This window comes from Bacillus sp. FSL K6-0073, from assembly GCF_038006085.1.
In the GTDB taxonomy this organism is placed as follows: Bacteria; Bacillota; Bacilli; order Bacillales; family Bacillaceae_G; genus Bacillus_A; species Bacillus_A cereus.
Genome location: NZ_JBBOUN010000001.1, coordinates 4,781,065 through 4,806,201 on the forward strand (window position 1 = coordinate 4,781,065; position 25,137 = coordinate 4,806,201).

The window sequence follows — 25,137 nt, forward strand, 5'->3', positions numbered from 1 at the left end:
AGTGTACCAAAATATGAAAAACTCAAAAAGGATATCGCTTTATAGTAAAAATAAGATATTTTCAGATAATCGACATAATTCTTTCAAAATATACACACAGCTTTGTAACAAGTTTCACATACTTTAAACGTATTTTCACTATAAACTGATTGTAGATAATGTAAAAAAGGAGTGAATATTTATTATGTCCGACGTTCTGTTACTGAGTCGTTTTCAATTTGCAATTACTATTTTTTATCACTTTTTATTTGTACCTTTGACAATCGGACTTGTCATTTTAGTAGCATGTATGGAAACTCAATACGCCCGCACATTGAATCCAACATACCGTAAAATGGCAAATTTCTGGGGTAAATTATTTACAATTAACTTCGTAATGGGGATTATAACCGGGATTACGATGGAATTTCAATTTGGAACAAACTGGTCTGAGTACTCCAAATATATGGGAGACATTTTCGGATCACCTCTCGCAATCGAAGCACTTGTTGCCTTCTTCTTAGAATCTACTTTCATGGGAATATGGTTATTCGGTAAAGACAAAATTTCACCAAAGTTCCGTGCCTTCTGTATGTGGATGGTTGCACTTGGAACAAACATTTCCGCCCTTTGGATTATTACAGCAAACGGCTTTATGCAAAACCCTGTTGGCTACGTAGTACGTAACGGCCGCGCTGAATTAAATGATTTCTGGGCACTCGTTACGAATCCATACGCTTGGAATATGTTCTTCCATACTGTAGTTGGTTGTTATATCGTAGGTGCTTTCTTCGTTATGGCAATTAGTGCCTATCACTTATTACGTAAAAATGAAGTAGAATTCTTCAAAAAATCATTTAAGTTTGGTTTAATGTTAGGCTTATTCGCCGCAACAATTACACCGTTTATGGGACATCAATCTGGTGTATCAGCAGCTAAATATCAACCCGCAAAAGGAGCTGCGATGGAAGCAGTTTGGGAAACTGGAAAAGGACAAGGCTTCTCAATTGTTCAAATTCCTGATGTAAAAAATGAGAAGAACTTTGAATTCCTTACGATTCCAAAACTCGGAAGCTTCTTCTACACAAATTCATTTGATGGCGAAATTGTTGGTTTAAAAGATATTCCGAAAGATGAACGTCCAAATGTTAACCTTGTGTATTATAGCTTCCGCTTAATGGTTGCACTCGGTATGTTCTTTATGGCATTAACTTGGTATGGCTTCTATTTAAACCGAAAAGGAAAACTAGAAAACTCAAAACGTTATTTAAAAATTACAATATGGTCTGTCTTACTTCCTTATATCGCAATTAACGCAGGATGGATTGTCGCTGAAGTAGGTCGTCAACCATGGACAGTATATAAACTAATGCGTACAGCAGAATCTGTATCACCTATATCTGTCCCGCAAATTTGGTTCTCATTAATTAGTTTAATTTTATTCTACACTTTACTTTTAATTGCAGACGTATACTTAATGCTAAAGTTCGCGAAAAAAGGACCTGCCGCATTAGAAGAACCTGCTACTGAGGGAGGTGTGGCTCATGTCTCATGATATGCTTGCAATCATCTGGTTCGGTTTATGGGGCGTGATTTGGACAGTTTACTTCATTCTTGACGGGTATGCACTTGGTAACGGAATGATTTTTCCTTTCGTTACGAAAGACCGACAAGAACGAAATCAATTACAAGAAGCAATTGGCCCGTTCTGGGGCGGTAATGAAGTATGGTTAATTACAGCTGGTGGCGCAACATTTGCTGCCTTCCCAGTCACATATGCTAATATGTTTAGTTATTTATATACACCGTTATTCTTAGTATTACTTGCACTATTTGCTCGTGCCGCTGGACTGGAATTCATGCATAAAGATGATTCACCAATTTGGCAAAAAACTTGTAAATGGGCATTTGCAATTGGCAGTTTCCTAATCGCCTTCTTATTCGGTGTTACATTCGCTAATCTTTATTACGGACTACAAATCGGAAAAAATGGCTATGAAGGAAATTTACTTAGCTTACTAAACCATTACGGTATATTAGGTGGTCTTTTCTTCACTGCTATATTTGTCGTATCCGGTGCCCTTTGGGTCATGATTAAAACGACTGGTGAAGTATCTGATCGTGCTTATAAAATCGCAAGACCATTTTCAATGGCAGCTGCTATTATTTTAGCTATCTTCTATGTAGCAACTGCTAATCGGACAAACTTATTCCAAAACTTTACGGAATATCCGGTACTATTCATTCTTCCAGTACTTGCAATGCTAATGAGTGTACTCGCACTTATTATGGTGTACAAACATAAAATTGGCCTTGCATTCACATTCATTTGCCTAACAATCGCAATGTTTATGACAACTGGCTTTGCAGGTATGTTCCCAAGAATGTTACCATCTCGTATTAACGATGCATACAGTACAACGTTATACAACGCAGCTGGTAGTCAATTAAACTTAAAAATTATGTTCTTCGTTGCAATGATCATGGTACCAATCGTTATTGGATATCAGCTTTGGAGCTACAGTATTTTTAAAAATAAAATTCATAAAGACTCTGCTAAAGGATATCACTAAAATACAAAAGACACTTCGTTTGAAGTGTCTTTTTTTGTACGTATGATTTTCGATAAGATGTTATATTTCTAATCTAACAACTATAATACAGAAGAATCATTAACAGCTCACAGCTAGATTGTATCATAGGGCAACTTCATCATTTTATGCAATTTTACATACTGTACTATAAAGTAAACTGTATCCCCTGATCATTCGCATCATTATCCCATACATCAGCTGTACTAATCCCGCTAAACGTTTGTACTTTCATTCCTGTATTTGATGATCCCGATCCATTATAAGCCTTCGTCTTTTCAATCGGCTGTACGTTATATTTGTCACCTACATTAATTGTTCCATTGCAGTTTTCAATAATAACACCTTCCACAACTGCCGGCATTTTGTCACCCACTTTCATTTCTTTACTTTTATTTTATGAAAATCGCCTAGAAAAATAGCATGTTTCAATAAGAAAAAGCACTCAATTTGAGTGCTTTTTCTTTAAGCATAAAGACAAGTTTGGAGACAGTTGACTTCTTCAAAATTTTATTAGGGGTAATATTTTGAAAAAGAAAGCCTTTCATATGTAGGTTAACACCACTGGAATATATAGTAAATTGATAATATTTATACGGAAGATTGCTAATGTTTAGTATAGATAGTTTACACTATGCTAACAGTGAAAACTATCTATACTAATAAAAAAAGGTGCCTTTCAAAAACAGACACTATAAAACAGAATTATTTATTGTTATACGATTGTTAGATACAAAAAGTAGAGGGAAATGTTTGTATTAAATTCTGCTTTATAAAGTCTGTCTACAAATTATATTGTAATCCTCTTCATTTGAAAAAAAATATAATATGCACAATTGCATACAAAAAGAAAAAGCACTCTACTGAGTGCCTTTTCAACCATTTTACTTTTAATATATCGCTTTGAATATATTGTAACATATGTATCCATATATTTTATTGAGAAAATTCAAAATCCTTTTTCTTTCATTTTCACTTATAAAATCATGTAATATAAAAGGTATGTCAAATTCTTATACAAATTGAGGTGTACTATATTTATGATGTATTTCGGAATTATTCCTCTTATATTATTTATTATTTTTCTTATCTCATATTTAAAAGATCCGCGAAAAATAATAAACGGCTTTTTATTTAATTCCTTTGTCTGTTTTTTCCTTCTTTTTTGTGTGATTATATCTGTAAATTCAAGTAGTGATGTCCTACGCTATATTATAATTTTACCTATTTTAGCACTTCTTATTATGCTTCCTTTCGGTATTGTTGCTTTAATGTTTGGGCTATTTCTTAATGCTAGAATTTTAATGAAGCGAGAAGGAAGACGGTTCACTAACTGTTTAACACTCCTTGCTGCTTTAGGGATGTTATTCTTTATGTTACTCCCTATCATAAACCCAGCAAGTTTGGTCTCATCGCATTTAGAGCCTATTTTTGCAGCTATTTCTCTTATAAGCTTCTATTTCTTTATACACTTATCTAACTTCTTAAGCGCATATTTTTTATACCAATTCAACAGACCAAGACGTAATCAAGATTTCATTATCGTTCTTGGTAGCGGCTTAATTAATGATAAAGTACCACCATTACTTGCAAGCCGCATTAATAAAGCTATCGACTTCTATTGGAAACAAGCAGCTGTAAATACACCACCAACAATTATTTTCTCTGGTGGTCAAGGTCCAGATGAAGGTCTTCCAGAGGCAGAAGCAATGCAAAATTATGCTGTTGAAAAAGGAATTCCTCTTGAACATACAGTACAAGAAAATCGCTCTGTAAACACATATCAAAATATGTTGTTCTCTAAAGAAATTATGGATTCTTTAAAACCTGAAGGTAAATATAAAAGTATTTTTACCACAAATAATTTCCACCTTTTCCGCGCTGGCATATACGCTAGACAAGCTGGTCTTAATAGCCAAGGAATCGGGTCAAAAACTGCATTTTATTACTGGCCTAACGCAATGATTCGCGAATATGTTGCGATTGTCGTAATGGGACGTAAGCGCCATATGAAAATATGTGGAACTATTTTAGGTTTCGCTTTATTCGTATCAATACTTAGTTTTATATTTTCTTAATAGCATCCCATCCTTTGAAAGGATGGGATTTCTTATACTGATTTCAAAAATATTTTAAAGATAATATGGTGATAATATTCCCTGCATACACCCATTAAAGGAGAATTTTTTCAAATTAAATGTTAAAATAAAATTTAGGTGTGAATGACGTAACAAATAAGAAACTAGTTTGAAACGAGGAAATTATATGGAGAAAATTATCAAAAACAAGCCCAATAAGCTAAAAATTGCTTCAAAAGCTTTGATGATTATTATTGGGGCATTTATCACAGCGTACGGATTAGAAGCAGTATTAATTCCAAATAACGTATCGGACGGTGGTGTGACTGGTTTAAGTATCGTTAGTTCAAGATTATTTGGATTGCCATTAGGAGCTCTAATCGCAGTTATTAACATTCCTTTCGTTTGGTTAGGGTATAAGCAAATCGGTAAAAGCTTTGCGATTTATTCTATTATCGGAATTGCTTCATTAGCAGTAGGTACCGTTGTCATGCACGGAATACCAGCTATTATTGAAGGCGATACATTATTAGTTACAGTTGTTGGTGGTATTATCATCGGTTTTGGTATGGGACTAGCATTACGTAACGGTGGGGCATTAGATGGAATCGATATGCTTGCTGTATTGCTTTCTCGTAAGTTACCATTTGGAACGAGTGACCTTATTTTATTCTTAAACATGTTCGTATTTATTTTCGTATCAACGGTATTCGGTCTTCAAGGAGCTATCCTTTCGGCAATTGCTTACTTTATCGCTTCGAAAGTGATTCATATCGTTGAAGTTGGTTTAAGTGGTTCAAAAGCATTTAAAATTATTACAAAAGAGCCTGAATTAATGGTAGAAACAATTCGCGATCGTTTAGGCCGAAGTGCAACATATAACGAAGTATACGGTGGTTATTCAAGAGAGAAATTCAAAGAAATTTCTTGCGTAATTAACCGTTTAGAAGAAAGTAAAATGAAAGAACTTATTAATGAAATCGATCCACACGCCTTTATTACAGTTTATGACGTAGCAGAAGTAAAAGGCGGTAATTTCAAGAAACGTGATATTCATTAATCGTTATATAAAAGAGGGTATGCCAAAATTTTGGCACACCCTCTTTTTATTATTAAGTTGCTATCGTTGTTAGTTTTTGTCAGTAAGTCGATATATTTCAATAATCGCTGATATATTTTAAGTTGTGGTCGATATATTCCAATAATCCCTGATATATTTTAAATTGCGGTCGATATATTCTAATAATCGCTGATATGTTTTTACTCGCCCCCTTATGCCTAAATTGCACCAACTAAAAGGAATTAATTCCCACAACACGAAAAAAGACCAAAAAGCAAATTCAACTTTTCGGTCTCTATACTATCTTCTCTTTGTAATTTTCCCTGAACCACCGACCCTTGTTTTCGGAGGAGATGTATTCCTTGGCGGCGTTTTAATAGATGATTTTGGCTTCACATCTGATCCGCTTGAACCACCTGGTGTTTTCGTAATTTTCCCCTTGCTTCCAGTAGAAGGTGGGGGCGTCGTATTACTTCCTTTTTCAGTAATACTTCCCTTATCACCTACTGATGGTTTCGAATCTACATTATCGCCTCGCTTAATGATAGACCCTTTCCCTTCCTTCGTAATTGGAGGTGGGGTTTTCTTTTCTTCTTTTGTAGGTGGTCTTTCTGGAATAACTGGTTTATGATTTTGTCTATCGTTATATCCTCGATAATCACCGTATGATGATTTTCGTGAACCGAATATATCGTTTAATATGCTACCCATAATATATCCTTGCAAGAAGGACGGTTGGTAATTTTGACGGACAAATTCTTTGTTACTTATTTCAATTAACGTATCAGATGGTTTCTCTTTATCCTTTTGCAGGTTATAAATCTTATCAGAATAAACGAGGAACATTTGATTTTCGTCTTCTTTAGATGCTTGCTTCGGTTCTCTTTCGTTAATGAGTTCCTTCGCTACTTCAGGAACTGACCGATTGGCGGCCCTATACACGTAAGATTCTTGTTTACCTTCCTTGGCAACAGATTCAAGTGGATAACGGTCTTGAATCGACTTTGTCTGCCCGCCTTGACAACCTGATAAGGCATAACCAGCAACAACAAGTAATATAACGATAGCAAGTATAGGGATTACAAACGATTTAATCATGGTAAACAATCGGTTTGACATGATTACGCCCCCTTACGTTGCTCTTATAATTTGTACATCAGCAGGAATGATTGCTTCTCCCTCATACATCATTGTCCGACCATTTTGCCATTCAATACGCAATAATTTTCGATTATCTGATTGGAATTCCCATACGTACTGTTCTTCTGAAGCTGAGAATGGAGTTTTTCCCATAACAACAACACGTCCGTTATATTGTTCTTCCATATGGTACTCGGTATCATCCATTTCAATTGTCGTCGGAATTTCATCAATTGAATCTAAGCGACCATCAATTGGTGTATATAATTTGTAATACGTATTTTCACGATCTTCAATTTTTAAATAACGAATGTCTTTTCCATCTTGCAATGTCAAAACAATTTCCTTACGCGAATGCATACTCGTTTTCCCGATTAATTCATACATAACTAATGACACTTCAATCATATCGCCAGGAGCTAACGTTAAAAGACTCTTTTCCGGCTTCGGTGGCTCTGGGCTTTTCATTATATTTTTAATTCGTTTAAATAAACTCATGATCTACCCCTCCTTTTCTCTTTATAAACAAGCACCTAAAATTAGTGCACCAACAATATGTAATGATCCGGCTAACATCGCATGTGCAACGCTACCTTCTTTCGTACCTTCTTCTAAATCAAGACCAGACATTTTCTTTAATACAAATTCGATAAACATTTCTACCACTAATAAAATAACGAAAGAAACTGCTGAAGCAAGAAGTGCCTGCCATAAGTCATTTGCTTTCGTAATTGATTGGGATAAAATGTACCCTTGTGCAAATAATTTCATAATAAAACGAGTTGTTACAGCTGTATTTCCATTTTTAATTTCTTTTAAATCATTGTATTTTGTAAAAATTGAATCAACCCACATAATTGCAAATAAAAGTACTGCACTCGCTCCAGTCCATACAAGCATGGCAACTACATTCATCCATGTCATTGCAAAACCTCCTCTAAATATAATAGAAAACCGACATGAATATATTTAGACATGTCGGTTCATTTGTCTCTATTCTATATTATTTCTCATACTGCTTCATAATACGAGCTAATTCATCGTCAACAGCAGAATTTTTGTTTAAGCTTGCGAATTCATCATCTAATGATTTTTCTTTCTTATAAACTTCACCGCTTGCTTCTGCTTCAGCCTCTAATTGAAGAGCTTTCTCTTCCATACGGCTTAAACCAGCTTTTGCTGAGTTTGAATCAAATCCAGACATTGCCTGATTAATATTCTTTTGTGCTTTCGCCGCATTTACACGTGCTACAAGTGTTTCACGCTTATTTTTTAGCTCATTTAATTGCTTGCGCATTTCTTCTAGCTTTAGGCGCAGGTTATCAGCAGCAGCTTTATTTTGCTCGTAGCTTGCTTTATACTCATTCATTTTTTGTTCTGCATTTTGTTTCTCTTCTAATGCACGACGCGCAAGATCTAAGTTATTAGCTTGAACAGCCATATGAGCCTGCTCTTCACGTTTTTTCACAAGTGCTTCTTGCTCTTCAAATAATATTTTGAATTTCTTCTCAAGCGCGATTTGAGCTGCTACACTTTTCTCAGCTTCTTGTACATCCGCTTGCATATCGCGTAAATATTGATCAGTCATCTTAACTGGATCTTCCGCTTTTTCAATTAATGAATATACATTCGACATTGTTAAATCTCTTAATCGTTTGAATACAGACATCTAAATTCCTCCTATGATATACCTCATATTTCAAATTCACTACTTGGAAAACTGAAAAATCTCCCTTTACAGTAAAGAATATTCATTTTTACAGCCTATGTGTTTATTATAACAAAACTAATATGTCCTTACATGTTATTTCCAAAATACATCCATTATAATATGACATTCTATATACAATATTGTATTTCTAATATATTCTCATTATCCCTCTTTGAAATTAACTTACTTTTGTGCAATTTCACTAAATTACATAAGTGTAATGTTACTGTAAGCTAACTCGATAGTTGCATTCTGATATTTCTTATACACTAATACCAGAAGCAACAAACAAGCTTCTTCACTTGTAAGCAACAATACAAAAATTGTATTTAATATAAAACATATAAAAGGAGAAATCATCATGAAAAAATTAGTAGGAATCGGATTAGCAGCAGCAATTTCACTTGGAGCATTATCAGGTTGTTCTTTATTAGGAGAGAAAGCGAACGGTTTTGTACTGTACGGCTCAGAAGAACAAGTTCAGCAAATTACAGATAAAAACAAAAAAGAAGTGAAAGAAAAAGACTTCTATAAAATGAAAATGACAACATTAGATGGTAAAAAAGTTCTTGTAATGGATAAGAAAACTGGTGAGGAACTAGTGAAAAAAGAGTTACTTAGCAAAGTTGATGAAAAAGACAACACGAAACCACTTGATAAATTACCAGCTGTAACAACAGAACAAGGTGTATTATTTGCAAAAGAAAAAGTAGAAAATGCTACACTTGATGGAGCCAAATTAAAATATGAAGGCAACACAATTATCGGAAGTGGCCGTGCATATACAGATATGTATGCGATTGTCGATGACGCAACTTACAACAATGTAAAAGGTGATGAAAAATCTGTAGGTGTATTAAAATTTGATAAAGACCCAAGTAAAGAATTCCCTGGTTACAACGGCGTCGAAGCTTCTCAACTTGTAAAAATTAAAAAGTAAAACAAAAAAGCTTTGCGAAATTCGCAAAGCTTTTTTCTATTTATTATGAGCAACTTGTTCCATATCTGGACTACAAGTTTTCGACTGACATGACTTATTTAAAGAACATGCTGCGCATTTTCCTTTTTTACTTCTCTTTACAAAATTAACTAACGTGTATGCTGCATAACCAAAAATGATAGCTCCAATTATAATATTGACCATCATTATACATCTCCTTTTAGAATCCTAGTAAAGATCCAACTTGGTATATAATAAGCGTTAATACATACGCAACAACAAGCGGGTAAACGACTGAGAAAATCGTCCATTTCGCTGATCCTGTTTCACGTTTAATAACAGCCACCGTCGCTAAACATGGAACGTATAATAAAATAAAGAACATAAATGCATAAGCTGATAATGCTGTATAATGTGCTCCCATTACGTTTCCAAGCACATCTTCTTTAACTGCATAAATAATTGCCATTGTTGAAACGACAACTTCCTTCGCTAAAAATCCTGTTAAAAGGGATGCTGCAGCTTGCCACGTTCCAAAGCCGAGCGGTGCAAATAGCGGTGCGATAAATCCACCAATCATCGCTAAGTAACTGTCTCCCATATCAACACCAAATCCTGATGGACCTGCATAGTTTAATAACCAAATGATAACTGAACCACCGAAGATGAATGTACCAGCTTTACGAACAAATCCTTTTCCTTTCTCCCATGTGCTCAGCCATAACGTTTTTGCTTGTGGCACACGATAAGGAGGTAATTCAATTACGAAAATAGACTTTTCCGCTTTCAAAATCGTAAGAGACATAATTTTTGTAACTAATAACGCAAGAACAATCCCTGCAACATATAAAGAAAATACAACAGTCGCCTGACTATGCGGGAAGAATACGCCCGCAAATAATGCATATACAGGTAATCGTGCTGAACAAGACATAAATGGTGTTACTAAAATGGTAAGTAAACGTTCTTTCTCCTGTTCAATCGTTCTCGCAGCCATAATACCTGGAACGTTACATCCAAAACCGATAATCATCGGAATAAAAGCTTTTCCGTTTAAGCCGAAAAACTCCATAATTCTATCCATAACAACCGCAATTCGCGCCATATACCCTGAGTCTTCTAATAATGAAATGAAAAAGAATAGTGCAAAGATTTGTGGTACGAATACTAATACAGCACCAACACCGGCAATAATACCTTCTGTAACGAGTGCTTGAATAAACTGAGAAGCTCCAATACTTGTAAGTCCAGCCGTCACCCAATCCGTAAGCTGGCCACCAAAAAACTCATCTAACATATCAGATAAAGGTGTACCAATCCACGTAAACGTAACCTGAAAAATAAAAAACATAACTGCTAAAAAGATTGGAAGTCCTAAAATTTTATGTGTAATTAATCTATCAATTTTTTCTGAAAAAGGAATTTTCCCTTCTTTCTCATGCTTCATAACATTTGTTTTTAACTTTTCAATATACGCTTCACGAGTTTTGTAAATGTGCTCTTCTAACGTACAATCAAGTTTTCCTTCTAAGCGAGATCGAATGGCTATGAGTTCCTTATAAATTGGTAATGCTTTCATTTCTTTTTCTACTACTTCGTTATTGCTTAAAAATTGAAGTGCTAACCATCTCGGATGCTCGTAATTCACTGTCTCTAAAAGAGCAATTACTTCTCCAATTCCTTCATCCATTTGTACACCATATGAAATAAGGAATGGCTTTTTCTCTTTTTTGTCATTTTCTTTAAGAGTCGTAAGCAGTTCTTCACAGCCTTTTCCACTCCTTGCAACAACAGGAACGACTGTTACACCTAATAGTTCTGATAATCGTTTTACATCAATGACAATTCCTCTTTGCTTCGCCACATCAACCATGTTTAAACCAATTGAGACTGGCTTACCAAATTCAAGTAACTGCAACGTTAAATGCATATTTCTTTCAAACTGCGAGGAATCTACGATATTTAACATATGATTAAATTCTTCTGTTAATAGAAAGTTTGTTACAACACCTTCATCACGTGAAACTGGATTTAAATCATAAACACCTGGTAAATCAATTAATGTTCCTTGTCTATCTTTTAATTTACCAACCTTCTTTTCTACTGTTACACCGCTCCAGTTTCCTACATACTCATAAGAACCAGTAAGTGCATTAAATAATGATGTCTTCCCTGTATTCGGATTCCCTAGCAAAGCTACCTTATTCACGCTAATTCCACCTTTATCATTTTCGCGTCACAATGACGAATACTAATTAACTGTCCACGACACTCCAATGTACAAGGACCTTTAAACATCGCTTTCTGTTTCAGGCGAAGTTCGCTTCCTTCAGCAAGACCGAAAGCAGCTAGTCTACGCTTTAATAGCTGATCTAAAGACTGAATACTTTTTACTAACACTTTCTCTCCAATTTTAATATCTACTAAGCTCATAACCTTCCCCCTCAGAAGAGAATGATAATTATTTTCAAAAAAATTATACCACACCCAATTTCTCTTGTACTATACCCTTTTGCTTCATATTTATTAACATTTCGCTACAATTCTATTTCAATTATTGTCATACTGTATTCGTTTGCCATTCTCATCCATTTCGCTTACAATAAACAATAGCAAATAAAGAATCTCGTTATCACTGGGGGAGCCATGTCGCTGAGAGGGAACACTTCGTTCCGACCCTTCGAACCTGTTAGTTAATGCTAACGCAGGGATTGTGCAAACGTCCGAAATACATACCTCATTTTTATTTACGTATTTCGTATCCTCCTATGATATCTATTCTTTTTTGTACAACTTGGATTTAGGGGGAGACAACATGCGTAACACTAATTTACAAGCGATGATCGAATCTGCTATTCTTGCAGCCTTCGCCTTGGTCATCGACATTTTACCACTTTCAATAAAAATATCAGCAACAGGCGGTTCCATTTCATTTGCTATGATTCCTATTTTTATTATCGCATACCGCTGGGGCTTCAAAATGGCTTTCTTAGGGGGCCTAATTTGGGGATTATTACAAATTGTCGTAGGCGATGCCATTATCGTCACACCAATTCAAGTACTAATTGAATACTTTGTTGCTTTCGCATTCATTGGATTTGCTGGTTTATTCTATCGTCCAATTCAAAAAGCACTTTTAACTTCCAATGATAATAGCGAAGAGCAATCAAATTTAGGTAACCGTAAAGACAAACCTTCATCAAAACCAAACCAAGGAAAGAAAGTAATTGGATACATTATCGTCGCTACTTTTATCGGTAGTCTAGCTCGTTACTTCTGTCACTTTATCGCTGGTATCATTTTCTGGGGACAATATGCACCAAAAGGCCAATCGGCTTTCCTATATTCTTTAATATTTAACGGTAGTACAATGATTGGTTCCTATATTCTATGTACCGTTTTACTTATATTTTTATTTATCACTTCACCACGCTTATTCAAAAGCATCAGTGCTTATCAAATGAATACACAAAAAAAGGGCGCTTAATGAGCGCTCTTTTTTCATATCGTAATATTAATTAAAAATACAATAAATGCGCAAAAGAAAATAAATACCATTATACTTAGCCAATTGCTATGCACGGTTCATCGACTCCTTACATAACCTCATATTCTAAACAAATTATACTGATTAAAAATAAAGATTAGGTAAAGATAATATGAAAATAAATTAAAAAAGCGTAGCATGCATTATCTACGCTTTTTTCGGTAAGTAAAAGTAAAATAATACACCGTCTTCTGTATTTTTCACTCCATATTCAGCATCGTGTAATTCTAAAATATTTTTAGAAATAGCAAGCCCCAGTCCCGTCCCACCTTGTGAACGCTGACGAGCTGTATCCACGCGATAAAAACGATCCCAAATTTTATCTAATTGTTCTTCTTCAATGTGAGTACCTTTATTTTCAATACAAACTTTTATACGATTCTTCTCATCTATTGTAGAAATAATAATATCTTCTTTATTTGGTGTATAACGTATGGCATTCGTAATGAAGTTCACGATGACTTGTTCAATCCGGCCTTGATTTGCAATCACTTCAAATGAACATATATTTTTATGAACATGAAGTTCTTTTTTCTCTATTTCCACAGATAGATGTTCACATATATCTTCAATTACTGTATCAATATAAAACGAATCCTTTTTCATTTTATATGTACCAGATTCAAATTTAGCTAACTCAAGCATATCCAAAATTAAAGTATCCATTTTGTCTACTTCTCTTTCCATTGCCTGAAAATAATACTCTTTTTTATGTTCAGCTACTCCATCTTTTAAAATAGAAATACAGCTTTTCATAATACTTAGCGGTGTTTTTAATTCATGTGAAACACCAGAAATGAATTCTTTTCGCGTCCTTTCTAACTTTCTTTCCTTTTCAATATCTTCTTCTAACTGTCCAATATGGGAATGGAGTTTATTTGATAGCACATTAATATTTTTCGATAAATCCCCAATTTCATCTTTTGAAGTAATTGGTATTTTTTCTGTAAAATCTAATTGTGCTATTTTCTTCGTCGTATCATTTATTTTTAATAACGGTTTGGCAATTTGTTTTGAGTAATAGAACGAAGCTAAAAAAATAAGAACGACTACAAATGCAATGATGTAGATATAGTAATCTTGCACCATTTGTACAGCTTCATCTACGGGCTGTAAAGAAGCCATCGCATAAATATATGTTACTGATCCGTCTTTTTCTTTTATTGGTTTCATTAATAATTTATATTTTATATCATTCTTTTCATAGTCCATTGTTTGTGTTGTATATTGTATGTGTTTGTTCTCTTTTAATAATAAATCAGTTTGAAATTCTTTTATGTTATCTAAGAAGATGCCATTTTTATAAATTGGATTCACAGGACCTTTTACATCTGGTAACTGTACTTTTGTAACACGTCCACCTATGTAAACATTTGATTCTTGAGCAGCTTGCTCCTGAACAGCTGGTTTCTTTTCCTTAACAAGTTGTTCCTCAGCTGCTCTCTTTTTCTCCTCATTTAATTTACTCATTTTCTCATTAAATGCTTTTTCTAACGGTTTATTAGATCCACTTAAATTCTGCTTAGATAAAGAAAAAGAGAATGGAATAAAACTATCTTCTTTTTTCACTCCAGAAAAATAAATTTCTTGCCCTAAAAACTGCTCTGATAATTTATTATCAATTTCCTCTATATTGACGAGATTACCTAAGGGAATTTTAAATATTTGTTGTCCAAAGCTCTTTTGTTGCCTACGATCTATCGTTACTTCAAAATAAAAATCATCTGTATGTTTTAAATTCCCGTTCTTATCTAATGTCGTAATCCACGTATTATTTTCTCTTAAAAAGTCTTGCTCTAGTTTCTGAATTTCTTCTGCATTTCCTGCATAATTTAAATAATTCTTCTCAAAGGAATTTAAATTTACTTTAATATCTTCCACTTTTCGATTCGCATAATATTGTTTAAAAAATATCGTTTGTCCAATAAATATCGTCGCTAAAATCAACATACATAATGCTGTTGTAAGAGTAAATAATTTTAGTACAATTCCTTTCTTCATACATTCCCCTCAAATTTATAACCAGTTCGTACTACAGTTGTAATATACTTTGCTTTCTCTCCTAATTTATTTCTTAAATTACGAATATGGCTATTCACCGTTCGATCATCGCCAGCAAATTCATATCCCCAAATTCTTGAAATGAGTTGCTCTCGCGTTAAAACGATTCCTTGATTTTTCATGAAATACACCAATATTTCAAACTCCGTATGCGTTAAACTAACATCTGCCTCATCAACAGTAACAGTACGCGACGGAAAATGGACATGGATGCCATGAATCGATAACGTATCATCTTCGTTCTCTAAAGGTTTCTTCGATGCTTTTCTACTTTCTAATAATCGTTTCGCTCTTGCTAATAAAATTGGAGGACTATACGGCTTCGTCACATAGTCATCTGCTCCAAGTTCAAAACCAAGTAACGTATCGTCTTCATCTACGCGCGCCGTCAGCATAATAATAGGCACCTCGGACGTCTTCCTAATCCTTCGGCAAACAGACCATCCATCGAGTTCTGGCAACATAATATCTAAAATAACTAAATCAACCTCTTCTTCTTCAAATACAACTAAAGCCTCTTTCCCGTCCCTCGCTTCAAACACTACATATTGTTCACTTAAAAAATAATCTTTTAATATTTCACGTAATATGTCTTCATCTTCAACAATTAAAATGTTTTTTGACATAACTTATATATCCCCCTCTCGCTTTCAGAAACTATAATTTCACTTTGAATAACTGCCAGTTAACTTCGCCTCGATAATATATCTATCTGGTGCATCCCCTATATAATCAAATGGGTAACAAGTTGTCAGTGTTAATATCGGTTCTTCTTTTTTTATAATAACAGTACGATCATCCGCATGAGTAATCCATGTCTTTTGAATTTCATATGTGTACGTTTTATTATCATACTCTAAAACAAGGGTATCCTTTTCTTTCAACTCTTCTAAATCTGTAAATACAGTATCTCGATGTCCACTCAGTACAGTATGTCCCCCTCCAGATGGAGTTGTCGTTAAATCACTAACGAACATACCCACTCCTTTTTTCAAAGTCGTATCATCTGCTCCCCAATATATAGAAAACTTCTTCTTTATTTTCGGTATGTTTAACATCGCTACCTTTTCTCCTTCTTTATGTTCTGTTTGAGAAGAAGGCACTTGAGAAGTTACAGGTGTTTCATGAGAAAGTTGAGTATCTTGTATATTTTTAAGGCTCTTTATTTCTTCTGCCGTTAATTGCCCGGCAGAGCTTTTTCCTTTATACCATTCCACAGCGTAATAGGACCCCATGAATAGGCCTATAGCCATCAATATGATACCGATATAATTAAGTAACTTCATTCTTCATCCCTCCATGCCAAAAATGGTAGGAGTAACCTACCATTTTTAATATATGAAATTATCCCATTCTTTATAGGAAAATATTTTATTTATGCTTTAATCTTATTGCGACGATTCAAACCAAATAATGTACCTACCGCTACAAGACATGCACTTAATCCCATCATTACTACATTATTTGATGCTGTATTTGGTAATTTTTCACCTTGTACAACTGGCTTTGCTTCTTCTTTTTTAGCTACTTCATTCTTTTGCTCGGCTTTTATCGCTGCTTCTTTTTTAGCCATATTGTTTTTTAACTGTTCTTGCGCTATTCTCTTTTTCTCTTCTTCACTTTTTTTCTCAGCTTTTATTGCTTCCTCTTTTTTAGCCATATCATTTTTTTCTTGTACTTGTGCCGCTTGCTTTTTCTCTACTTCACTTTTTTGCTGTTCCTTAATTGCTTCTTCTTTTTTAGCTTTATCCTGTTGTACTTGCGCTTCTTCTTCCTTTGTTACTGTTCCAGTATCCGCACTCGCTACTGAAGAATATCCTACTGTTAAAAGTGCCATTGCACAAATTGGTAATAGTTTCTTTTTCATTTTCACTCTCTCCTTATATTTTATTCACATCAACTCGCATCGGATGTATTACTAGAATAAGCAAGAGATATAAATATAAGATGCAGATGAAATATATTTCATTTAAAGATTTCATTGTAGAAAAAGAAAAAAACATCGCAATATGTACGATGTTTTTTTCGGGTGTGTGTCTCAATTATTTACATGTTACTTTCGCGTGATTTGGAAGTAGAACGGGCCGGAGCGATAACTAATTGTCTCGGCTCAGTTTTCTTGAAGTGATTTTTGACGTTACACTTACGACGTTGAACAACCCACGCTTTAATAGGGTTTGTTAAAATAATCTTTTGCTCTTCGTTAGGGGCCTCTTCTTCAAACCTACAACTCTCGCTCCATTTATTCCATTTCATTGTAAATTTAGAAGAAGAATGATCATCTTCACGATCAAACAAGTGCAAAAAATCCATTTTTCCATCTAGCATTACGGTGTTACTAGTCGCTAAAAAAGAAAAGGTCGTCCAACGTTTCTCCATGCCCTCCTACTCCTTTTTCACATATAGAGTGCCTAAAACTTAATTTACCTAAAATATGCTTGCCTTTTACCTTACACCCATAGTTTATCCAAAATGCTCTTATGCAACTATCGATTTGCCTTACAACTACCTTACATTTTTGTAAGAAACAAAAAAACCTTCACTCTATATAATGAAGGTTTCTTACTTTTTATCTATATGATCTCTCATATCATCAAGTCCAGCTTCTTTTAGCTGCGACATCATACCGTGCGAAATTGCTCCTAACACTAAAGTCATTCCAATTAATGAAATACGAATCGCAGGTACATCAATTACGTAAGCCAACAGGCCAAGAACAATTGTTAAAAGTAATGCTTTTATAAATGTTACACTTGTGTACTGTTTCTTCTTCATCATATTCACCCTTTATGGAAGCGTTTTCTTAATATACTTAGTATATCATATCATCAGATGATTTTGTCGTTATCTTTGTAAAAAATTACTATCTCCTTTGACTTTTTCTATTCTATCCTTTACAGTCGAAATGTTCATAAGTTTTACACTGTAGGAGGATTACAATGAATATTGAAATAAAAGACACTTTAATTTCTGAAGAACAATTACAAGCAAAAGTTAAAGAATTAGCACTTCAAATCGAACGTGACTTTGAAGGAGAAGAAATCGTAGTTATCGCAGTATTAAAAGGTTCATTCGTATTTGCTGCTGATTTAATTCGTCACATCAAAAATGATGTAACAATTGACTTTATTTCTGCATCTAGCTACGGAAATCAAACAGAAACAACAGGAAAAGTGAAACTACTAAAAGATATCGACGTAAACATTACTGGGAAAAACGTAATTGTTGTAGAAGATATTATCGATTCTGGTTTAACACTTCATTTCCTAAAAGACCACTTCTTTATGCATAAACCAAAAGCACTCAAGTTCTGTACATTACTTGATAAGCCAGAACGTCGTAAAGTAGACTTAACAGCTGAATATGTTGGCTTCCAAATTCCAGACGAATTCATCGTTGGATACGGTATCGACTGTGCGGAAAAATATCGTAACTTACCATTCATTGCTTCAGTTGTAACGGAATAATCGTATAACTTAAAAAATCGATAGTACATAAAATGTATATCGGCGATTTTCAAAATATATCGACCGTAACTCAAATTATATCGGCGATTTTTTAAATATATCGACTTACCGACAATAACTGACAATCTTAGCGCCCAATTAATAGGGAGAAGCTGTTCTAAAATACATGGGAACAGCTCCTTTCTTTCCATTTACAAACTACAGGGAGAGATGAAATATGACAAAGACAAAATTTGAAAAAGTACTCCTCATCGTAAATCCGAAAGCTGGTCAAGGTGACTTACATACAAATTTAACGAAAATCGTACCACCTCTTGCCGCAGCTTTTCCTGATCTACATATCCTTCATACGAAAAAACAAGGTGATGCAACAAAATATTGCCAAGAGTTTGCTAGTAAAGTAGATTTAATTATCGTCTTTGGTGGTGATGGAACAGTATTTGAATGCACAAATGGCTTAGCACCTCTCGAAACTAGACCTACACTTGCAATCATTCCAGGCGGAACTTGCAACGACTTCTCTCGCACACTTGGTGTTCCGCAAAACATTGCAGAAGCGGCAAAACTTATTACAAAAGAACACATAAAACCAGTTGACGTTGCAAAAGCAAACGGACAACATTTCTTAAACTTCTGGGGCATTGGACTCGTATCTGAAGTATCAAACAATATTGATGCAGAAGAAAAAGCAAAGCTTGGTAAAATCGGTTACTACTTAAGCACAATTCGAACTGTCAAAAATGCTGAAACATTCCCAGTAAAAATCACTTACGATGGACAAGTATATGAAGACGAAGCTGTCCTTGTCATGGTTGGAAATGGTGAATATCTTGGTGGTATTCCATCCTTTATTCCAAACGTAAAATGTGATGACGGAACACTTGATATTTTTGTAGTCAAATCAACAGGTATTCAAGCATTTAAAGATTACATCGGAAAGAAACTATTTGAAGACTCAAATGAAAATGACATCTTCCACGTAAAAGCGAAATCCATTCATATTGAAACGAAAGAAGAAAAAGAAGTAGATACAGATGGAGAAAGTTCGCTTCATACACCTGGTCACATTGAATTATTACCAGGACACTTTACGATGATTTATAATCCTGCGGTTGTGTAATAAAAAAACGAGTGCTAGCACTCGTTTTTTCTCTTCTAATCTAGTTATATTGTTGGATCATTTCCTCTATTTCTTTAACTCTCTCTAAAGTAATTCCATTTCTTTGTTCGATCGCTAAAGGATGCTCGGTTGGCTCTAATTCAACATACGGTGCCATTCCTACTTCTCTTATATGTACATTTGTTTTTAAATTTAATGTTTCTGGATAAACTGGTATTTCTACAGATAACCAACCAAAATAAGGATCACTATTTTCTCGGCCTCTCTCATCCCACTTTTCTAATACTTCATCATAACTTTCTTTACTAAGTGATACCCACACAGTCCAAATAAAATTTTCGTGGTAATCAATGATAGGAATCTCTAAACATCCTCTAATAAAATAATGTTCATCATCCATTACACAAAGATCTGATGTTAAATGGAAGCGTTCCTCTCTTTCATGGGGCGCTACCTCGTAATAATAATATGGTGCTTCACTTCCGTAGCATAGAGGTAGTGCAAAACGATGCATTTGTACTTTTTCTCCGGATTTTCTTCTTCTTTTCATTTGTTATTCTTTCTCCTATCCTTTTCAGTCACAATCAAACTCCACCCAATTTTTCCAATGCGTATTAGCATTTTCAGTCACAATAACACTTGGATCTTTCTTCTCTATTGCAGCGGCTACTGATTGGAAGAATTCATTTTCACTTACTTTTTCGTCTTCAACATGTTTCCATTCTTCCGTTTCATACGCTACTTCCCAGTCGCCTTCTAAACCGAACTCTTCTAAAATTTCTTCTTTATCCCACCACAATAATTTTTGAGCTTCTTCATTAGTAGCAAGCATACGCATAAAGTATGTTGGATAATGTTCTGTCGTTTGTACTTCTATTCCATTATTTATATAATCCTCTTCTGTAAATTCATATTCAAAATGATGCTCGCGAATTTTCAAACTTCCTTTATAAATATTCGGTATAAATTCACCTTCATCATCAAACAACTCATAATCGCCATTATTTAATTGTAAAATGCAATCATCACCCATTGAATGAGTAATTCTATCGCCATATACTTGAATATCATTACATACACCTAATGAACCTACACCAACAATTTGAAACACCATTAGCCAATCCTTAGCATCTTTAAAGAAAAGAGAAAATTTCACTTGTGAAATATCCATATATTCATTATCAAAGGCAGGAAATTCATAGTTACTTTGCTTTTTATCTAATAGTTTTAAAATATCTTTTTGCATATGTATCATCTTCACCCCGATATAAACAAAAATATTTTTTTAATTTCACTAGAGTATAACATAACCATACTTACCTGTGACGTTCTAATAAAACTACTAAAAAATAGAAGAATGGCTTGTTTGCATACTCTAGTTCTTTTTATGTACAATGAAGGAAAGAAGCACCTTCATATAAGGGAGAGGACAAACTTTGTTCAACCAACAGTTAGTTAATTTACGCATTGATTTTGCATTTAAACAATTGTTTGGTACGAATGGTAGCGAAGATATTCTAATTGCATTTTTAAATGCTATGTTACAAGAGTCTTTAGAGTCGCCCATTGCTTCTCTACAACTAGAAGATCCACATTTACACAGGGAATATGAAGAGGATAAGTTATCTATTTTAGACATTTCAGCGACATTAGACACAGGAACAAAAGTCAATGTAGAAATACAACTCAATAATAATCACGATATGGTTAAACGCAGTTTATATTATTGGGGAAGACTATACACATCTCAACTACAAAAAGGGATGCCCTACAGTGCACTTCACAAAACCATCACCATAAACTTACTAAACTTCGTAATGTTTTCGGAACACCCAGCCTTCCAAACAACAAGCATATTATGGAATACACAACAACAAAAACTCCTGAGTGACGACATTGAAATCCACATTATAGAAATTCCAAAGTTAACTGAACAATGGCATGAAGAAAAAGTAAATCCGTGGAAAGATCCATTTGTTCGTTGGCTTTTATTGCTTTCAGCAAATGAGGATGAGCACTTAACTAAACTATTGGAGGATATTGCTATGAACCAAGACCCTATTTTACAAAAAGCGATAAATAAATGGGAACGTATGAGTCAAGATTCATCTTTCCGACAAGCCTATGACGCAAGGGAGAAAGTTTTAATGGATGAAGCAGCAAAATTCGCCCATGCAGAGACAGAAGGAATAAAAAGAGGAATGGAACAAGGGATGAAACAAGGAATTAAAAAAGGCATTGAAAAAGGCATTGAACAGGGCATTGAACAGGGCATTGAACAAGGTCGAAAAGAAGGAGTTCAGCAGGGAAAAATTCAAATGATTAAAAATATGTATGATCTTGGTATACCACTTGAAACGATTGCTAAGGCAAGTAAATTAAGTTTGCATGAGATTGAGCATATTTTAGGACATAAATAGTGATAAAAAAAGAGCTTGAATAGTTTCAAGCTCTTTTTTATCAACTCTCCTCAATATCATCCAATTGAGTCTTATAACATTCATCACACTCTGGCCTCGTAGGAAGAATTCCTCTTTCATCAGGTAATAAAACCCTCAAAACTTCTCGATCCATCTCTACGAAAGACTTCATAATAATGGGATATCCTTCAATAATATTCGTATACTCAATCCCTTGTTCAAACTTTTTTCCGCTCTTTATTTCTTCTATTATGGTACAAAAAACACTATGCGCGGCTTCAGGATCCATATTTAATGCTATTTGTAAATCTTGATGATTAAAGTTATCTCTTAGACCATGCGTATGATAATTAGCATGGATGCCATCAATATCTTCTGCTAATATGCTATGCATGTACCATCCATACTCTTGTAGCATGTTTTCTTCCCATTCATCTGCATCCTCTTCTAAATCTTCATCAAACAAATTCGGATCATACCACACGTCCTCGTAATCTCCAGCAATTAAAAATCTCCAACCAGGTGGTAACCCTAAATACTTCTTTATTTCAGGTGCCCATTCATCAATATGTTGAACGTGTAAAGGAAGAAAGAAATCTTCTTCTGTCCCCATTTCTTCACCAGCCCAAATGTACCAACCTGTCGTTCCGTTTTCTATAGGCATTCGTAACCCATTAATCGGAGCGATACCATCTTTCACATTTTGCGCTATTCCTAATTTCAAGTCATTCGGAGATTCTACATACTCCGCTTTATATTTATCACATATACTCCTCTGTTCTTTTATGTATGTTTCCATCCTTTTAGCACACTCCCCAATTTTTGAAAGATAGATTTCTTTGCCGAAGCACTCTCTAACTTCCATACCCCACACGGATTATAAAATGGATCCTCTTGTTCATAACGATTATCTATATAATGAGATAAAAGATACACTGGAGCATCTTCTGTGAAACTAATTGTATCTCCATCTTTCAAATTAGGTTTTTCCAATATATTATGTAGGTTAAAATCATTTAATAAATCTACAGCTACTTCCGGATCTATCCCTCCGTCTAAAACAACGTCTGGTAGATTAAATGCTTGCATTCCACATGAATAGTAGCCGTCCTCTTCATCTCCAACTAAAGTTACAAGGTGCGAATACATCGGGAATATTTCCTTATCCTCTGCAAGCTCTTGCCATTCTTCTTTCGAATAAGCCATACCTGCTGTTTCAACTTTTAAAGCAAGTCCACCTGCATTTAAAAGTTCCATTCCTACATCAATTACTTCTTGTAATCTCTCTGTATCGTCAACTTTTGCAATAACATACACTGTATAAGTATGCTTCTCCAACTCCTGAAGCAATTCTTCATCAAAACGCTCACCACCTGCATAGAAGAAAGCCTCTCTCAAAGAAGGGTCTTGTTCATATATATCAATTTCAAAGCCAATCTCTTTCTCCTTATGGTGCATAACATTTCCCGCTAATATATAGTTACTTTTACTCACAACTTCTTGTATTAATTCTGTTCTATCTTTCCATAAACCAGGTACTCCAATAACGATTTGTGTCTCCATCATATGCACTCCACTTCTCATCTATTTTCAATCTATTCTTTCAATCTTCCAAACTAAATTAGCTGGGATATCTTTCTCTAAGAAGGTTAACATCCATACAGTTTTTCCTTTATCGTTCATCAGCAGTACTTTATGGTTTAACTTCCAAGCCACTTTACTAACATGATCAAACATCTTATACATATCTTCTTCTCTAATAAGCTTTTCCTTTTTGATTAACCGCCTCGTTCTATACTCTCTTATTTCTAAGTACACGTCAGCATAAGCCACTTCATGCTGACATGTTATATTACATACGTATTTTTTATTCGGACTACTCTTTTTTATATATACGAACTCGTTTCTATAATTCAATTCTAGTATCTTATTCTTCACTTTTTCTAACTCTTCTATATCCCAATCATATTTCACAGCTAAACGCTTCATTTCCGCATGAACGATTTGAAGGGCTAATTCTTTTTTCTCTCTATCTGATAAATATGGAAAATCCCTCACACTCCCATATTCCACAAAAGCATTCATATATTCAGGGAAAATTCGATATTTCTTCTCCCACTCATCGAGTAATGAAATATCATCCACACAATGAATCAAAATACCTTTCTCATACTCCATTCTTAACTTTGGCATATGTCGACAATATAAAGAAGTAATACAGCTCGTCTCTTTACCAAAAGAGATATCTTCATCGTAGTTGCTTGTAGATGCTAACTGTAATGTCTCAGTGCTTCTAGTATGCTCTTTTACTTTTAGAAAACTCAATTGTATATCTCTTATAACCGGCATTTGCTCTCTCCTCTTCGCAATACAACTATGAAACATCTTTGTTAATACGCCTTAATCAATTTCAAGCCATCCCATTCCCATAGAAAGAAATAACAGCCCGATTACAAAAAAGAGACCCCCAGTTAAAAAATAGAACGGTGCTCCGTGCAATGGATCACTAAATAACTCTATCAAATTTCCAGCTACTACTTTCCATTTCTCTTTCTTTGAATTTTTTTCTTTTATTTCTTTAACAAATCGATAGATACTTATACTAATCAAAATAATTCCTATTAATAGGCATCCTACTATGATTAAAATCTCCAAATATAACACTCCATGTGTACATTTATATTTATTTTCGTTTACATACTATTGTTATTCATAATCCATTTTAGCTAATAAACAAACGAAAGAGAACTAGGTGGATTAATGTTTACTTAAAAATAAAAAGTCCGAAACTATATAAAGTGATTTCGGACTTTTTATTTTTAAAATATTAAATTACATTTCGAACAAAAAGGAGCTGAATTTCCTCTTCTAATTTTCGTATCACATTTTGGACAATATACATATCGTTCCTCTACCTTTTGTCGTTCTATCATGTGTAAGGATACTATTTTCATACTGCACATAATTCCAATTAAGATAAGGCTAAAAATGAGTAGCACAACGCTCTTCCTTCCTTAACTACT

Annotated in this window: 30 protein-coding genes and 1 riboswitch; of the genes, 9 read left to right on the top strand and 21 right to left on the bottom strand. The window is 34.3% G+C overall.

All coding sequences use genetic code 11. From position 1 onward, the window contains the following. Window positions 1-184 precede the first annotated feature (184 nt). Window positions 185-1,534, top strand: a complete 1,350-nt coding sequence (cydA, locus tag MHB52_RS24790) for a cytochrome ubiquinol oxidase subunit I (protein ID WP_001286188.1) — start codon at window positions 185-187, stop codon at window positions 1,532-1,534. After that, window positions 1,524-2,552, top strand: a complete 1,029-nt coding sequence (gene cydB / locus MHB52_RS24795) for a cytochrome d ubiquinol oxidase subunit II (protein ID WP_000017658.1) — start codon at window positions 1,524-1,526, stop codon at window positions 2,550-2,552. The genes cydA and cydB overlap by 11 nt, the downstream gene beginning before the upstream one ends. A 166-nt stretch (window positions 2,553-2,718) precedes the next feature. Here the strand turns inward: cydB and MHB52_RS24800 are convergent, their stop codons facing one another. After that, the gene (locus MHB52_RS24800) at window positions 2,719-2,952 is read right to left on the bottom strand and encodes a spore germination protein (RefSeq protein ID WP_002001299.1); all 234 of its coding nucleotides are present in this window, start codon (window positions 2,950-2,952) and stop codon (window positions 2,719-2,721) included. 658 nt (window positions 2,953-3,610) lie between these two features. On the opposite strand from MHB52_RS24800, the gene MHB52_RS24805 reads away from it, so the two are divergent. Continuing rightward, window positions 3,611-4,648: a YdcF family protein gene (locus MHB52_RS24805; protein WP_000990101.1), complete on the top strand. Its 1,038-nt coding sequence runs from the start codon at window positions 3,611-3,613 to the stop codon at window positions 4,646-4,648. Window positions 4,649-4,835: 187 nt separating this feature from the next. Next, window positions 4,836-5,708, top strand: a complete 873-nt coding sequence (locus tag MHB52_RS24810) for a YitT family protein (RefSeq protein WP_000411244.1) — start codon at window positions 4,836-4,838, stop codon at window positions 5,706-5,708. A 300-nt stretch (window positions 5,709-6,008) separates the two neighbouring features. Here the strand turns inward: MHB52_RS24810 and MHB52_RS24815 are convergent, their stop codons facing one another. From MHB52_RS24815 to MHB52_RS24830, 4 genes are all read right to left on the bottom strand, one after another. Beyond that, window positions 6,009-6,827 (bottom strand): DUF4247 domain-containing protein, encoded by an 819-nt coding sequence (locus MHB52_RS24815; protein ID WP_000071190.1) that lies wholly within the window; start codon window positions 6,825-6,827, stop codon window positions 6,009-6,011. 12 nt (window positions 6,828-6,839) lie between these two features. Next, complete coding sequence (locus tag MHB52_RS24820; protein WP_000051746.1) at window positions 6,840-7,346, bottom strand: DUF4178 domain-containing protein; 507 nt, start codon at window positions 7,344-7,346, stop codon at window positions 6,840-6,842. Between the two features lie 21 nt (window positions 7,347-7,367). Beyond that, the gene (locus MHB52_RS24825) at window positions 7,368-7,772 is read right to left on the bottom strand and encodes a DUF350 domain-containing protein (protein ID WP_000220087.1); all 405 of its coding nucleotides are present in this window, start codon (window positions 7,770-7,772) and stop codon (window positions 7,368-7,370) included. A 79-nt stretch (window positions 7,773-7,851) separates the two neighbouring features. Continuing rightward, window positions 7,852-8,517, bottom strand: coding sequence for a PspA/IM30 family protein (locus MHB52_RS24830; RefSeq protein ID WP_000110280.1), 666 nt, complete (start codon window positions 8,515-8,517; stop codon window positions 7,852-7,854). Between the two features lie 403 nt (window positions 8,518-8,920). Here MHB52_RS24830 and MHB52_RS24835 point away from each other — a divergent pair, with 403 nt between their 5' ends. Then, window positions 8,921-9,499: a lipoprotein BA_5634 family protein gene (locus tag MHB52_RS24835; protein WP_000737502.1), complete on the top strand. Its 579-nt coding sequence runs from the start codon at window positions 8,921-8,923 to the stop codon at window positions 9,497-9,499. A gap of 36 nt (window positions 9,500-9,535) precedes the next feature. On the opposite strand, the gene MHB52_RS24840 is transcribed toward MHB52_RS24835, so the two are convergent. The 3 genes from MHB52_RS24840 to MHB52_RS24850 are packed head-to-tail and all read right to left on the bottom strand — an operon-like array spanning window position 9,536 to window position 11,932. After that, window positions 9,536-9,706 (bottom strand): FeoB-associated Cys-rich membrane protein, encoded by a 171-nt coding sequence (locus MHB52_RS24840; protein WP_000989593.1) that lies wholly within the window; start codon window positions 9,704-9,706, stop codon window positions 9,536-9,538. A 13-nt stretch (window positions 9,707-9,719) separates the two neighbouring features. Further along, window positions 9,720-11,708 carry a ferrous iron transport protein B gene (gene feoB, locus MHB52_RS24845; RefSeq protein WP_001044845.1) on the bottom strand — a complete coding sequence of 663 codons (1,989 nt, stop codon included), beginning with the start codon at window positions 11,706-11,708 and terminating at the stop codon, window positions 9,720-9,722. Beyond that, window positions 11,705-11,932, bottom strand: a complete 228-nt coding sequence (locus tag MHB52_RS24850) for a FeoA family protein (RefSeq protein ID WP_000060512.1) — start codon at window positions 11,930-11,932, stop codon at window positions 11,705-11,707. Before MHB52_RS24850 ends, feoB begins: the two co-directional genes overlap by 4 nt. 194 nt (window positions 11,933-12,126) lie before the next feature. After that, window positions 12,127-12,228: riboswitch (TPP riboswitch) on the top strand. 86 nt (window positions 12,229-12,314) lie between these two features. Between MHB52_RS24850 and MHB52_RS24855 the strand changes: the two genes are divergently transcribed. Then, a complete protein-coding gene (locus MHB52_RS24855) occupies window positions 12,315-12,986 on the top strand; it encodes an energy-coupled thiamine transporter ThiT (RefSeq protein WP_001246570.1) in 672 nt (223 codons plus the stop codon). Window positions 12,987-13,193: 207 nt separating this feature from the next. Here MHB52_RS24855 and MHB52_RS24860 read toward each other — a convergent pair whose 3' ends face one another. The 6 genes from MHB52_RS24860 to MHB52_RS24885 form a co-directional block, all read right to left on the bottom strand. Continuing rightward, window positions 13,194-15,047, bottom strand: a complete 1,854-nt coding sequence (locus MHB52_RS24860) for a sensor histidine kinase (protein WP_061664561.1) — start codon at window positions 15,045-15,047, stop codon at window positions 13,194-13,196. Then, window positions 15,044-15,733 carry a response regulator transcription factor gene (locus MHB52_RS24865; RefSeq protein WP_000041848.1) on the bottom strand — a complete coding sequence of 230 codons (690 nt, stop codon included), beginning with the start codon at window positions 15,731-15,733 and terminating at the stop codon, window positions 15,044-15,046. The genes MHB52_RS24860 and MHB52_RS24865 overlap by 4 nt, the downstream gene beginning before the upstream one ends. Before the next feature lie 39 nt (window positions 15,734-15,772). Next, a complete protein-coding gene (locus MHB52_RS24870) occupies window positions 15,773-16,393 on the bottom strand; it encodes a class D sortase (protein ID WP_000771572.1) in 621 nt (206 codons plus the stop codon). Between the two features lie 89 nt (window positions 16,394-16,482). Then, window positions 16,483-16,974 (bottom strand): LPXTG cell wall anchor domain-containing protein, encoded by a 492-nt coding sequence (locus MHB52_RS24875; RefSeq protein WP_016118782.1) that lies wholly within the window; start codon window positions 16,972-16,974, stop codon window positions 16,483-16,485. Window positions 16,975-17,153: 179 nt separating this feature from the next. Continuing rightward, the gene (locus MHB52_RS24880; RefSeq protein WP_000415613.1) at window positions 17,154-17,486 is read right to left on the bottom strand and encodes a hypothetical protein; all 333 of its coding nucleotides are present in this window, start codon (window positions 17,484-17,486) and stop codon (window positions 17,154-17,156) included. A 183-nt stretch (window positions 17,487-17,669) separates the two neighbouring features. Next, window positions 17,670-17,885 carry a hypothetical protein gene (locus tag MHB52_RS24885; protein ID WP_002001286.1) on the bottom strand — a complete coding sequence of 72 codons (216 nt, stop codon included), beginning with the start codon at window positions 17,883-17,885 and terminating at the stop codon, window positions 17,670-17,672. Between the two features lie 161 nt (window positions 17,886-18,046). Here MHB52_RS24885 and hpt point away from each other — a divergent pair, with 161 nt between their 5' ends. Beyond that, on the top strand, window positions 18,047-18,574 hold the full coding sequence (hpt, locus tag MHB52_RS24890) for a hypoxanthine phosphoribosyltransferase (RefSeq protein ID WP_001019295.1): 528 nt from the start codon (window positions 18,047-18,049) through the stop codon (window positions 18,572-18,574). Window positions 18,575-18,791: 217 nt separating this feature from the next. Beyond that, window positions 18,792-19,694 carry a diacylglycerol/lipid kinase family protein gene (locus tag MHB52_RS24895; protein WP_061664559.1) on the top strand — a complete coding sequence of 301 codons (903 nt, stop codon included), beginning with the start codon at window positions 18,792-18,794 and terminating at the stop codon, window positions 19,692-19,694. A gap of 40 nt (window positions 19,695-19,734) precedes the next feature. On the opposite strand, the gene MHB52_RS24900 is transcribed toward MHB52_RS24895, so the two are convergent. Both MHB52_RS24900 and MHB52_RS24905 read right to left on the bottom strand, forming a co-directional pair. Beyond that, complete coding sequence (locus MHB52_RS24900) at window positions 19,735-20,244, bottom strand: DUF2199 domain-containing protein (RefSeq protein WP_061664557.1); 510 nt, start codon at window positions 20,242-20,244, stop codon at window positions 19,735-19,737. 24 nt (window positions 20,245-20,268) lie between these two features. After that, a complete protein-coding gene (locus MHB52_RS24905) occupies window positions 20,269-20,940 on the bottom strand; it encodes a DUF7003 family protein (RefSeq protein ID WP_061664555.1) in 672 nt (223 codons plus the stop codon). Between the two features lie 190 nt (window positions 20,941-21,130). Between MHB52_RS24905 and MHB52_RS24910 the strand changes: the two genes are divergently transcribed. After that, window positions 21,131-22,114 (top strand): Rpn family recombination-promoting nuclease/putative transposase, encoded by a 984-nt coding sequence (locus tag MHB52_RS24910; protein WP_061664553.1) that lies wholly within the window; start codon window positions 21,131-21,133, stop codon window positions 22,112-22,114. A 40-nt stretch (window positions 22,115-22,154) separates the two neighbouring features. Here the strand turns inward: MHB52_RS24910 and MHB52_RS24915 are convergent, their stop codons facing one another. The 5 genes from MHB52_RS24915 to MHB52_RS24935 form a co-directional block, all read right to left on the bottom strand. After that, a complete protein-coding gene (locus tag MHB52_RS24915) occupies window positions 22,155-22,913 on the bottom strand; it encodes a DUF4262 domain-containing protein (RefSeq protein WP_061664551.1) in 759 nt (252 codons plus the stop codon). After that, a complete protein-coding gene (locus MHB52_RS24920) occupies window positions 22,898-23,677 on the bottom strand; it encodes a DUF4261 domain-containing protein (protein WP_061664549.1) in 780 nt (259 codons plus the stop codon). The genes MHB52_RS24915 and MHB52_RS24920 overlap by 16 nt, the downstream gene beginning before the upstream one ends. Before the next feature lie 27 nt (window positions 23,678-23,704). Beyond that, a complete protein-coding gene (locus MHB52_RS24925; protein WP_001144128.1) occupies window positions 23,705-24,463 on the bottom strand; it encodes a hypothetical protein in 759 nt (252 codons plus the stop codon). Between the two features lie 51 nt (window positions 24,464-24,514). Beyond that, on the bottom strand, window positions 24,515-24,769 hold the full coding sequence (locus tag MHB52_RS24930) for a hypothetical protein (protein ID WP_000404319.1): 255 nt from the start codon (window positions 24,767-24,769) through the stop codon (window positions 24,515-24,517). Between the two features lie 164 nt (window positions 24,770-24,933). Then, entirely contained in the window at window positions 24,934-25,113 is a 180-nt protein-coding gene (locus tag MHB52_RS24935; RefSeq protein ID WP_001986677.1) for a hypothetical protein, read from the bottom strand. Window positions 25,114-25,137 lie beyond the last annotated feature (24 nt).

Coding starts and splice junctions, on each gene's coding strand:
- cydA (WP_001286188.1), top strand. CDS start 185: ATGTCCGACGTTCTGTTACTGAGTCGTTTTCAATTTGCAATTACTATT.
- cydB (WP_000017658.1), top strand. CDS start 1,524: ATGTCTCATGATATGCTTGCAATCATCTGGTTCGGTTTATGGGGCGTG.
- MHB52_RS24800 (WP_002001299.1), bottom strand. CDS start 2,952: ATGAAAGTGGGTGACAAAATGCCGGCAGTTGTGGAAGGTGTTATTATT.
- MHB52_RS24805 (WP_000990101.1), top strand. CDS start 3,611: ATGATGTATTTCGGAATTATTCCTCTTATATTATTTATTATTTTTCTT.
- MHB52_RS24810 (WP_000411244.1), top strand. CDS start 4,836: ATGGAGAAAATTATCAAAAACAAGCCCAATAAGCTAAAAATTGCTTCA.
- MHB52_RS24815 (WP_000071190.1), bottom strand. CDS start 6,827: ATGTCAAACCGATTGTTTACCATGATTAAATCGTTTGTAATCCCTATA.
- MHB52_RS24820 (WP_000051746.1), bottom strand. CDS start 7,346: ATGAGTTTATTTAAACGAATTAAAAATATAATGAAAAGCCCAGAGCCA.
- MHB52_RS24825 (WP_000220087.1), bottom strand. CDS start 7,772: ATGACATGGATGAATGTAGTTGCCATGCTTGTATGGACTGGAGCGAGT.
- MHB52_RS24830 (WP_000110280.1), bottom strand. CDS start 8,517: ATGTCTGTATTCAAACGATTAAGAGATTTAACAATGTCGAATGTATAT.
- MHB52_RS24835 (WP_000737502.1), top strand. CDS start 8,921: ATGAAAAAATTAGTAGGAATCGGATTAGCAGCAGCAATTTCACTTGGA.
- MHB52_RS24840 (WP_000989593.1), bottom strand. CDS start 9,706: ATGATGGTCAATATTATAATTGGAGCTATCATTTTTGGTTATGCAGCA.
- MHB52_RS24850 (WP_000060512.1), bottom strand. CDS start 11,932: ATGAGCTTAGTAGATATTAAAATTGGAGAGAAAGTGTTAGTAAAAAGT.
- MHB52_RS24855 (WP_001246570.1), top strand. CDS start 12,315: ATGCGTAACACTAATTTACAAGCGATGATCGAATCTGCTATTCTTGCA.
- MHB52_RS24860 (WP_061664561.1), bottom strand. CDS start 15,047: ATGAAGAAAGGAATTGTACTAAAATTATTTACTCTTACAACAGCATTA.
- MHB52_RS24865 (WP_000041848.1), bottom strand. CDS start 15,733: ATGTCAAAAAACATTTTAATTGTTGAAGATGAAGACATATTACGTGAA.
- MHB52_RS24870 (WP_000771572.1), bottom strand. CDS start 16,393: ATGAAGTTACTTAATTATATCGGTATCATATTGATGGCTATAGGCCTA.
- MHB52_RS24875 (WP_016118782.1), bottom strand. CDS start 16,974: ATGAAAAAGAAACTATTACCAATTTGTGCAATGGCACTTTTAACAGTA.
- MHB52_RS24880 (WP_000415613.1), bottom strand. CDS start 17,486: ATGGAGAAACGTTGGACGACCTTTTCTTTTTTAGCGACTAGTAACACC.
- MHB52_RS24885 (WP_002001286.1), bottom strand. CDS start 17,885: ATGATGAAGAAGAAACAGTACACAAGTGTAACATTTATAAAAGCATTA.
- hpt (WP_001019295.1), top strand. CDS start 18,047: ATGAATATTGAAATAAAAGACACTTTAATTTCTGAAGAACAATTACAA.
- MHB52_RS24895 (WP_061664559.1), top strand. CDS start 18,792: ATGACAAAGACAAAATTTGAAAAAGTACTCCTCATCGTAAATCCGAAA.
- MHB52_RS24900 (WP_061664557.1), bottom strand. CDS start 20,244: ATGAAAAGAAGAAGAAAATCCGGAGAAAAAGTACAAATGCATCGTTTT.
- MHB52_RS24905 (WP_061664555.1), bottom strand. CDS start 20,940: ATGCAAAAAGATATTTTAAAACTATTAGATAAAAAGCAAAGTAACTAT.
- MHB52_RS24915 (WP_061664551.1), bottom strand. CDS start 22,913: ATGGAAACATACATAAAAGAACAGAGGAGTATATGTGATAAATATAAA.
- MHB52_RS24920 (WP_061664549.1), bottom strand. CDS start 23,677: ATGGAGACACAAATCGTTATTGGAGTACCTGGTTTATGGAAAGATAGA.
- MHB52_RS24925 (WP_001144128.1), bottom strand. CDS start 24,463: ATGCCGGTTATAAGAGATATACAATTGAGTTTTCTAAAAGTAAAAGAG.